We start from the raw sequence: 8,791 nt of genomic DNA on the forward strand, positions 1-8,791 counted from the left end.
ACGCTGCCCTTTTTGACACGGGATGCAAATTCGGTCTCGCCCCCGCTTGCAAGCACTTTGGCTTGTTCCACCCAATTGTCGCGGCTGACGCGACCTTTGAATCCTTCTAGATTCTGATCCACCCAAGAGACCTCTTCAGCGCTCCACTTGGAGACCTGATCAAAATGGAAGAAACCCAGAGAATTCAGGAGTTTTTCCATTTTAGGACCGACACCTTTGATCATTTTCAGATCATCCGCGCCCGCTTTACGCGGTGCTTTCATGGTGCGGGGCTTTTTGCCTGCACCTGTCGGTGCGGCTGTGTCTGCTGTTTCAGCAGTTGATTTCGCTTTTTTTGCAGGCGCAGCTTTTGCAGGTGCGGCCTTAACGGCTTCGGCTTTCGCTGGTGCCGCTTTCGCAGCTACCTTTGTATCGCTCTTTGGCGCTGCTTTCTTCGGTGTTTTCTTCGGGGCTTTCGCTTTAGACGCTTTCCCAGCAGATTTTCCCTGCCACGGCGCCAAAAGCGGCACTTCAGTGCCATCAATACGTTTCACCGTATCGCCAATGTCATTCGCAAGTTGAACAGACGCATTATACTGCGTTTTGCCGCTGTCATACTCGGTCAAACTGCTGAGACCCGTCAAAGGCTCGCAGGAATAACGTCCATTCTGTGGACCCGGTGTCGGCACGTCGCCTGCCGCAAAGCCATCAAGCAAAGCGCGCAGACCATCCGCTGTCATGTCTTCATAATAATCTTTGCCGATCTGGGCCATCGGCGCGTTGGTGCAGGCACCAAGACATTCGACTTCTTCCCAAGAAAACTTACCATCCGCGCTCAACTCATGCGGCTTGTCAGCGATCTTCTCGCGGCACACCGCCACCAAGTCTTCTGCGCCGCAAATCATGCAAGAGAGCGTGCCACAAATCTGAATGTGCGCCACAGTGCCAACAGGCTGCAGCTGGAACATGAAATAGAACGATGCCACCTCAAGCCCACGAATGTAAGCAAGACCCAGCATTTCGCATACGCCCTCAATCGCAGGACGTGTCAGCCAGCCTTCTTGCTCTTGCGCGCGCCACAGCAGCGGAATGATCGCGGAGGCCTGACGACCCTCTGGATATTTCGTGATCTGTGCCTCGGCCCACGCCTGATTGTCAGGTGTGAAGGCAAAGCTGTCGGGCTGGTCTTTATGAAGGCGGCGGAGCATGGACTATTCTTCCCGTTCTAGCTTTGCTTGGCTTGCGCTGCCGGATCGCACGATCCAACCGTTGAGCGGATACCGCCCCCTGCAAGCGCCACAGCATGACCACGACGCACTTTGCTCGCAGCCATTTTCGTTATGTCTTCGCGGCTCATCCCTGTTTGGAATTCAACAGGAATGTAGTCGCTCTCGTATTTCAATTCGCATCCGATAGACGCAACCGCCGCATCGAAATTGGCAGAGTTGTCCACCGCAGACGCGCCGCCACCTGTGGCAGGCACATCAACACAGCCGAGCAAAAACGCGGGAGCAACAATGAGAGATGCAAAATGTTTCATCGATCAATCTCTCCGAATACTACGTCCATCGTTCCGATGATCGCCGCCACATCCGCGAGCTGGTGACCCACTGCGACATGATCCATCGCTTGCAAATGCAAGAAACCCGGTGCGCGAATTTTTGAGCGGTAAGGTTTGTTCGATCCATCCGCTACAAGGAAGACGCCAAATTCGCCTTTAGGCGCTTCAACCGCGCAGTAGACTTCGCCCGCAGGGACATGGAAGCCTTCTGTATAAAGCTTGAAGTGATGGATCAAAGATTCCATCGACGTTTTCATATCGCTGCGCTTTGGCGGGCTCAGCTTGCCACGCGCCATCACATCGCCCGTCGCTTCGCGCAATTTGGCAATCGCTTGTTTGATGATGCTCACAGATTGCGTCATCTCTTCCATGCGGCAGAGATAGCGATCATAGCAATCGCCATTCTTGCCCACCGGAATTTGGAACTCAAACTCGTCATAGCATTCATAAGGCTGTGCACGGCGCAAATCCCAAGCAAAGCCAGAGCCGCGCACCATCACACCAGAGAAACCGTAGTTGAGGATATCCTCCTCCGTCACGACGCCGATGTCTGCGTTACGTTGTTTGAAAATACGGTTTTCCGTCAGCAGCTCATGCATGTCATCCATGAACTTTGGGAATTCCAACGTCCACGCTTCGATATCATCGAGCAGCGCATCGGGCAGATCCTGATGCACACCGCCGGGGCGGAAATAGGCTGCGTGCAGACGCGCACCGCAGGCACGCTCATAGAAAACCATCAACTGTTCGCGCTGCTCAAAACCCCAGAGCGGCGGCGTCAACGCGCCAACGTCCAAGGCCTGCGTTGTCACGTTGAGCAGGTGGTTCAACACGCGGCCAATTTCGGAATAAAGCACGCGAATGAGGGACGCGCGACGCGGAATTTCAATGTCGCACAGCTTTTCAATCGCGAGGCACCAAGCATGTTCTTGGTTCATCGGCGCCACGTAATCGAGGCGGTCGAAGTACGGCAAGTTTTGCAGGTACGTGCGGCTTTCCATCAGCTTTTCAGTGCCACGATGCAGCAAGCCAATGTGCGGATCGCATCGTTCAACGATTTCACCATCGAGTTCGAGAACCAGACGCAAAACCCCGTGCGCCGCAGGGTGCTGCGGGCCAAAGTTGATATTAAAGTTACGGATTTTCTGTTCGCCAGAAAGCGCATCTACGGAGTTGTCAGTGAACTTAGAGCCGTCCATTACTTCGCCTCCTCCTGCTTCTCATCACCCGGAAGCACATATTTCGCGCCTTCCCATGGGGACATAAAATCAAACTGGCGGTATTCTTGCACCAAGCTCACAGGCTCATACACAACGCGCTTTTCAACTTCGTCGTAGCGCACCTCGGTGTAACCCGTCGTCGGGAAATCCTTGCGCAGCGGATAACCGCGAAAGCCGTAATCCGTCAGAATGCGGCGCAGGTCTGGGTGACCAGAGAACAGCAGGCCGAACATGTCATAGACTTCACGTTCGAACCAATTCGCGCTCGGATGCACAGATACGATGGAAGGCACCATGTCCTCCTCACGCACTTGCAGGCGCAAACGGATGCGGTGATTTCGGTACATCGACAGGAAATGATAGATCACATCAAAACGCTTACCGCGCTCTGGGTAGTCCACCGCTGTGATATCCACGAGGGTCGAAAACTTGCAGTTGGTGTCCGTCTTTAGAAACTCAACAAGGTCCACGATATTCGCAGGCGCGACCGTGACGTTCAACTCGCCCTGCTCTACCGCCCAGCTCAGGACGCAATCAGGACGTTTCATTTCGATGTGGGTGCCGAGTTCTTGCAGCGCTTCGCTCATCGTCTTCTCCTACAGCCCGCCTTAGCGCGCGATTGTTCCGGTGCGGCGCATTTTGCGCTGTAGCTGCATGATACCATAGAGCAGTGCCTCTGCCGTTGGTGGGCAACCGGGCACGTACACATCTACAGGCACAATGCGATCACAGCCGCGCACAACAGAATAGGAATAGTGGTAATAGCCACCGCCATTCGCGCAGGACCCCATGGAGATCACGTAGCGCGGTTCTGGCATCTGATCGTAAACCTTGCGCAAGGCCGGTGCCATCTTGTTGGTCAACGTGCCCGCAACGATCATCAAATCAGATTGACGTGGGGAGGCGCGCGGCGCAGTGCCGAAACGCTCAAGGTCATAGCGCGGCATAGAGGTGTGCATCATCTCAACCGCGCAGCACGCCAGACCAAAGGTCATCCAGTGTAGCGACCCAGTACGCGCCCAGTTGATGATGTCATCGGTGGACGTCAGCAAAAAGCCCTTATCCGCCAGTTCCGCATTCAAAGCAGAGGTCGCATGTTCGCGATCGCCGCCAGCCGTTGCTGTGCCTGTCATCACTCCCATTCCAGCGCTCCCTTTTTCCACTCATAGGCAAAGCCAGCGGTCAGAACACCAAGGAAGATCATCATGGACCAGAAACCCACCATGCTCACATCCTTAAAGGCCACGGCCCAAGGGAAGAGGAAGGCGATTTCCAGATCGAAGATGATGAAAAGGATCGCGACCAGATAGAAGCGCACATCGAATTTCATACGGGCATCATCGAAGGCGTTAAATCCGCATTCATAGGCCGATACTTTTTCTGGATCAGGGTTGCGTACAGCGAGCACAATCGCCGCGAGGATCAAGACCAATCCGAGCCCAATAGCAACGGCCAGAAAGATGATGATGGGGAGGTATTCTCTTGCTACGTCTTCCACGAAGAACTGTTCCCTTCGATACGCCACGCAAGCGCGCGGGCTAAATACGGGTTTGGCTTGCTTGAGGGTTTACCGAGACGCGAAGAAAGGGTCAACTCACAGGGCACAAGAATTGCGCAGCAAACCCTTACAGAAGGGTTATGATTTTAAGAGTTTAAGCGCAAATTTACGAAAAGCAGTTTAATTTGACAAAAGTGGTTAACTTTACGCGTGTAAAATTATTTGCCAAATCTTGAAAAAACGTCCCCGAGAGCCCCGTATAAATAAGTCGAACGATTCTCTCAGGAAATAGCTTATCCCTGCCCGCTGGCCCAATCAGGTTTTCGCTTATCGAAAAAGGCACCAATCCCCTCTGCGGACTCAGGATCATCCCAACGCGCTGCCAAAGCAGCAATCGTCGCCTCGATCACATCGTTTTCAATCGGACGCGACAGAGCGCGGATCAACGCCTTTGCATCGGCCACCGCACCGGGCGCGCAGTGCAGATAGGGCGCAACTTCCGCCTCAACGGCTTCATCCAATGCATCCGCTGCGACGACTTTCGCCAGAAGTCCAAGTTCCTGCGCCTCATCAGCGTCGAACAAACGCGCTGACATAAAGACGCGCCGCGCCTTTGCAGCGCCCATGCGCGCCACAACATAAGGTCCAATCGTTGCGGGGATCAAACCAAGACGCGTCTCCGTCAGCCCCATCTTCAAACCATCCACACCAATGGCAACGTCGCACACGCTCGCCATACCAACGCCGCCGCCAAAGGCATTGGCGTGAATGCGTCCGATCAACGGCTGCGGCAAGGTATCAAGCGCTTGCAACATATAGGCCAGCTTGCCCGCCTGCGCCGAACGGGTCGGCCCGTCCATCTCCATCTGCGCGCGCATCCATGACAAATCGCCGCCCGCACAGAAACTCTTGCCCTCAGCGGCAAGGATCACAACGCGGATGCTTTTGTCAGCGCCAATCTGTTTTGCCGCCGCAGTCAGCTCATCAAGCATTTGCTCCGACATCGCGTTGTGCTTTTCAGCGCGGGCAAGGGTCAGCGTCGCGACGCCGCGCGCATCCGTGTCGATCTTTATCGTCTCAAAGCTCATTTTCATCCCTCTTCGCGCATCGAAAGCGCCAGTGCCGCCGCGCGGTTTAAAACGTTTGCATTCAATCCCGTCGCATAACCCAACTGCGTGAGCCTCTCATGCACAGCTTCCGTTGCGACATTGCCAGCCGCGCCTGGCGCATAGGGACATCCGCCCAATCCGCCAATCGCCGCATCGAACACGCGAACGCCCTCGTTCAGGGACGCTTCAATGTTATCGAGCGCACGACCGCTCGTGTCATGATAGTGCCCCGCCAAGACAGCGTCTGGCACAGCATCCCGCACCGCGCGCAACATCGCGCTGATCTCTTCGGGATACGCATGCCCCGTGGTGTCCCCCAGCGACAGCTCATAACAGCCCATCGCGTGCAACTCGCGCGCGACCTGCGCCACCGCGTCTGGCGCCGTTGCCCCGTCATAAGGGCAGTTCACCACGCAAGAGATATAACCGCGTACCGGTATCTCCGCTGCAATCGCCGCCTGTGCCACAGGGCGAAACCGCTCAAGGCTCTCTTCAATGCTCGCGTTGATGTTCGCCTTGGAAAATCCCTCACTGGCCGAGCCGAAGATCGCCACCTCATCCGCCTTTGCCGCAACCGCTCCGTCAAAGCCGCGCATGTTAGGCGTCAAGGCCGCATAGGAAATCCCCTTGCTGCGCGTAATCCCCCCAAGGACATCCGCGCTGGTCGCCATTTGCGGCACCCATTTCGGGCTGACAAAGCTCGCCACCTCGATCCGGTGAAAGCCAGCCGTGCTCAGTAGATCGACAAGCGCGATTTTGTCTGCCGCATCAATCAGACGCTTTTCATTTTGAAGCCCGTCGCGCGGACCGACTTCAAAAATCTCAACGAACTCCCCGTTCATGCCGCATCGCCCTCAACTGGCTCAAAGCGAACCAATGGCGCGCCTGCCTCTACTTGGCTGCCTTCCGCCTCAAACACCTCCTCAACAACGCCATCACGTGGCGCGAGCAAGGAATGTTCCATTTTCATTGCTTCGAGCACCGCAATACGGGTTCCTTCGGTGACTTTTTGTCCGATTTTCACAAACATTTCTTTTACCAACCCCGGCATGGGCGCGGACACAACGTCCAAATCCCCGCCCTGATTGCTGTCACGATCCAATGGATCAACGATCTCAAACGAGGTGCTATCAGGCCCAAAGACATAAACGGACTGTTCAGCCTTCAACGCAGCGCCAGCGCGCGCGCCATTAAGCATCCAGCCTCGCGGCCCGCGGTTCGCGACCACATCACCAAGCGGTGTGCGCACTTGAATCTGGCCAGCGCCTTCAAACGCCAACACGCAGGGCAAATCATCATCGCCATGACGCAACGCAATTGTCTGGGACAGCGGCTGCCAAAGATGGAAGCCCTGCGCCGCTTGCTGCACTGGCAAGTCCGCCGCGCAAATCGCAGCATTCGCCAGCGTTTCCGCATCAAGCGGCGCTTGTTTCGTCAGATCGCTCTGATCACGGGCAATCAACCCCGTGTCTACATCACCCTTGGCAAAGCCTTCATGACTTGCCAACGCATGTAGAAAGCTCAGGTTCGTGACCGTGCCTGCGACCTCAGTTTCCGCTAAAGCTTTGCAAAACTTGGACAAAGCAATGGCACGTGTCGATCCATGCACCGTGACCTTAGCGATCATCGGATCGTAAAACGGGCTGATATCATCGCCAGAGCGCACGCCAGTATCCGCGCGCGCATCGTCAGCGAATTTCAGATGCGCCAAACGGCCCGTGGCCGGCAAGAAATCATTACTCGCGTCTTCCGCATACAAACGCGCCTCAAAGGAATGCCCAACCAGCGGAATATCCGCTTGCGCCAGTGGCAAGGGCTCCCCCGCAGCAACGCGCAGCTGCCATTCGACCAGATCAACGCCCGTCACAGCCTCCGTCACAGGGTGTTCCACCTGCAAACGCGTGTTCATCTCCATGAACCAAAAGCCATCCGTGCGCAGGCCATCCGATCCATCCACGATGAATTCGATCGTCCCTGCCCCAGCATAGCCAATCGCCTCTGCCGCGCGCACAGCCGCATCGCCCATTGCCTGACGCACCTCTACGGTCATGCCGGGCGCTGGGGCCTCTTCAATCACCTTTTGGTGACGGCGCTGGAGCGAGCAATCGCGCTCATACAAATGTACAGCATTTGTGCCATCGCCAAACACTTGCACCTCAATATGACGCGGTTTCGTTACGAACTTCTCAACAAGAACGTCAGAGTTACCAAAGGCCGCCTTCGCCTCAGAGCGCGCACTCGCCAGCGCCTCGGCAAAACCACCTGCCTCTTCAACAAGGCGCATGCCCTTACCGCCGCCGCCTGCAACCGCCTTGATCAACACAGGGTAGCCGATTTTCTTCGCCTCCCGCGCCAAGAGGGCATCATCCTGATCGCTGCCGTGATAGCCCGGTACGACCGGCACGCCTGCCTCTTGCATCAGCGCCTTGGCCGCATCCTTAAGGCCCATCGCACGGATCGCTTTAGCGCTTGGCCCGATAAAGGTCAGACCCGCCTTTTCGACCGCTTCCACGAAATCGGGGTTCTCGGACAGAAAGCCATAACCGGGGTGGATCGCTTGCGCGCCGCTGGACAGAGCCGCCTCGATAATCACGTCACCTCGCAGGTAGCTTTCAGCAGGTGCAGAGCCACCGATGTGAACAGCATCATCGGCCATTTCCACATGGCGCGATCCGCGATCCGCGTCAGAATAAACTGCAACGCAGCGCACACCGCTGGCCTGCGCTGTTTGCATGATCCGGCAAGCGATTTCGCCGCGGTTTGCGATAAGTATAGTATTAAACATGCGCAATCACCATTTTAATTTCAGATACTTGCAGATCAAAGCTAAAGTAAAACATGAAGCACATCCTTACATACGGAACACGCCAAAGCGCGTATCCTCAATGGGGGCATTCAAAGAGGCGGAGAGGCTCAGCGCCAATACATCGCGGCTTTTGCGTGGATCGATAATACCATCGTCCCACAGGCGCGCAGAGGCATAGAGCGGATGGCTTTGCTCTTCGAACATATCGATGGTGGGCTGCTTGAATGTCGCCTCTTCTTCGGCTGACCACGTGCCGCCCTTACGTTCAATCGCATCGCGTTTGACGGTCGCCAAAACGCCCGCAGCCTGCGCGCCGCCCATGACGGAAATGCGGCTATTCGGCCACGTCCACAAGAACCGCGGCTGATAGGCGCGCCCCGCCATGCCATAGTTTCCAGCCCCGAAAGAGCCGCCCACAAGCATGGTGATTTTCGGCACTGATGTCGTCGCAACAGCCGTCACCAACTTCGCGCCATGACGCGCGATGCCTTCGTTTTCGTATTTGCGACCCACCATAAATCCGGTGATGTTTTGCAAGAACACCAGCGGGATTTTACGCTGCGAGCACAGCTCAACAAAGTGCGCGCCCTTCTGCGCCGCTTCGGAAAACAGCACGCC

10 protein-coding genes are annotated in these 8,791 nt (G+C 56.0%); all 10 read right to left on the reverse strand.

Annotation, left to right across the window (positions count from 1 at the left end):
- On the reverse strand, nucleotides 1-1,187 hold a 1,187-nt coding region (locus ABJQ89_RS11290; protein WP_348496334.1), incomplete at its 3' end, for an NADH-quinone oxidoreductase subunit E.
- Between the two features lie 17 nt (nucleotides 1,188-1,204).
- A complete protein-coding gene (locus ABJQ89_RS11295) occupies nucleotides 1,205-1,519 on the reverse strand; it encodes a hypothetical protein (RefSeq protein WP_348496335.1) in 315 nt (104 codons plus the stop codon).
- Nucleotides 1,516-2,739 carry an NADH-quinone oxidoreductase subunit D gene (locus ABJQ89_RS11300; RefSeq protein WP_348496336.1) on the reverse strand — a complete coding sequence of 408 codons (1,224 nt, stop codon included), beginning with the start codon at nucleotides 2,737-2,739 and terminating at the stop codon, nucleotides 1,516-1,518. The genes ABJQ89_RS11295 and ABJQ89_RS11300 overlap by 4 nt, the downstream gene beginning before the upstream one ends.
- Nucleotides 2,739-3,347 (reverse strand): NADH-quinone oxidoreductase subunit C, encoded by a 609-nt coding sequence (locus ABJQ89_RS11305; protein WP_348496337.1) that lies wholly within the window; start codon nucleotides 3,345-3,347, stop codon nucleotides 2,739-2,741. The genes ABJQ89_RS11300 and ABJQ89_RS11305 overlap by 1 nt, the downstream gene beginning before the upstream one ends.
- A 21-nt stretch (nucleotides 3,348-3,368) precedes the next feature.
- Nucleotides 3,369-3,902: an NADH-quinone oxidoreductase subunit B family protein gene (locus ABJQ89_RS11310; protein ID WP_348496338.1), complete on the reverse strand. Its 534-nt coding sequence runs from the start codon at nucleotides 3,900-3,902 to the stop codon at nucleotides 3,369-3,371.
- Nucleotides 3,893-4,258, reverse strand: coding sequence for an NADH-quinone oxidoreductase subunit A (locus ABJQ89_RS11315; RefSeq protein WP_348496339.1), 366 nt, complete (start codon nucleotides 4,256-4,258; stop codon nucleotides 3,893-3,895). Before ABJQ89_RS11315 ends, ABJQ89_RS11310 begins: the two co-directional genes overlap by 10 nt.
- A gap of 293 nt (nucleotides 4,259-4,551) precedes the next feature.
- Nucleotides 4,552-5,346: a crotonase/enoyl-CoA hydratase family protein gene (locus ABJQ89_RS11320; RefSeq protein ID WP_348496340.1), complete on the reverse strand. Its 795-nt coding sequence runs from the start codon at nucleotides 5,344-5,346 to the stop codon at nucleotides 4,552-4,554.
- Between the two features lie 2 nt (nucleotides 5,347-5,348).
- The gene (locus tag ABJQ89_RS11325; RefSeq protein ID WP_348496341.1) at nucleotides 5,349-6,209 is read right to left on the reverse strand and encodes a hydroxymethylglutaryl-CoA lyase; all 861 of its coding nucleotides are present in this window, start codon (nucleotides 6,207-6,209) and stop codon (nucleotides 5,349-5,351) included.
- Entirely contained in the window at nucleotides 6,206-8,152 is a 1,947-nt protein-coding gene (locus ABJQ89_RS11330; RefSeq protein ID WP_348496342.1) for an acetyl/propionyl/methylcrotonyl-CoA carboxylase subunit alpha, read from the reverse strand. Before ABJQ89_RS11330 ends, ABJQ89_RS11325 begins: the two co-directional genes overlap by 4 nt.
- Nucleotides 8,153-8,218: 66 nt before the next feature.
- Nucleotides 8,219-8,791, reverse strand: a 573-nt coding sequence (locus tag ABJQ89_RS11335) for a carboxyl transferase domain-containing protein (protein ID WP_348496343.1), incomplete at its 5' end; no start/stop codon positions are given.

Origin of the sequence: Planktotalea sp. (genome assembly GCF_039984035.1) — a bacterium.
GTDB lineage: Bacteria > Pseudomonadota > Alphaproteobacteria > Rhodobacterales > Rhodobacteraceae > Planktotalea.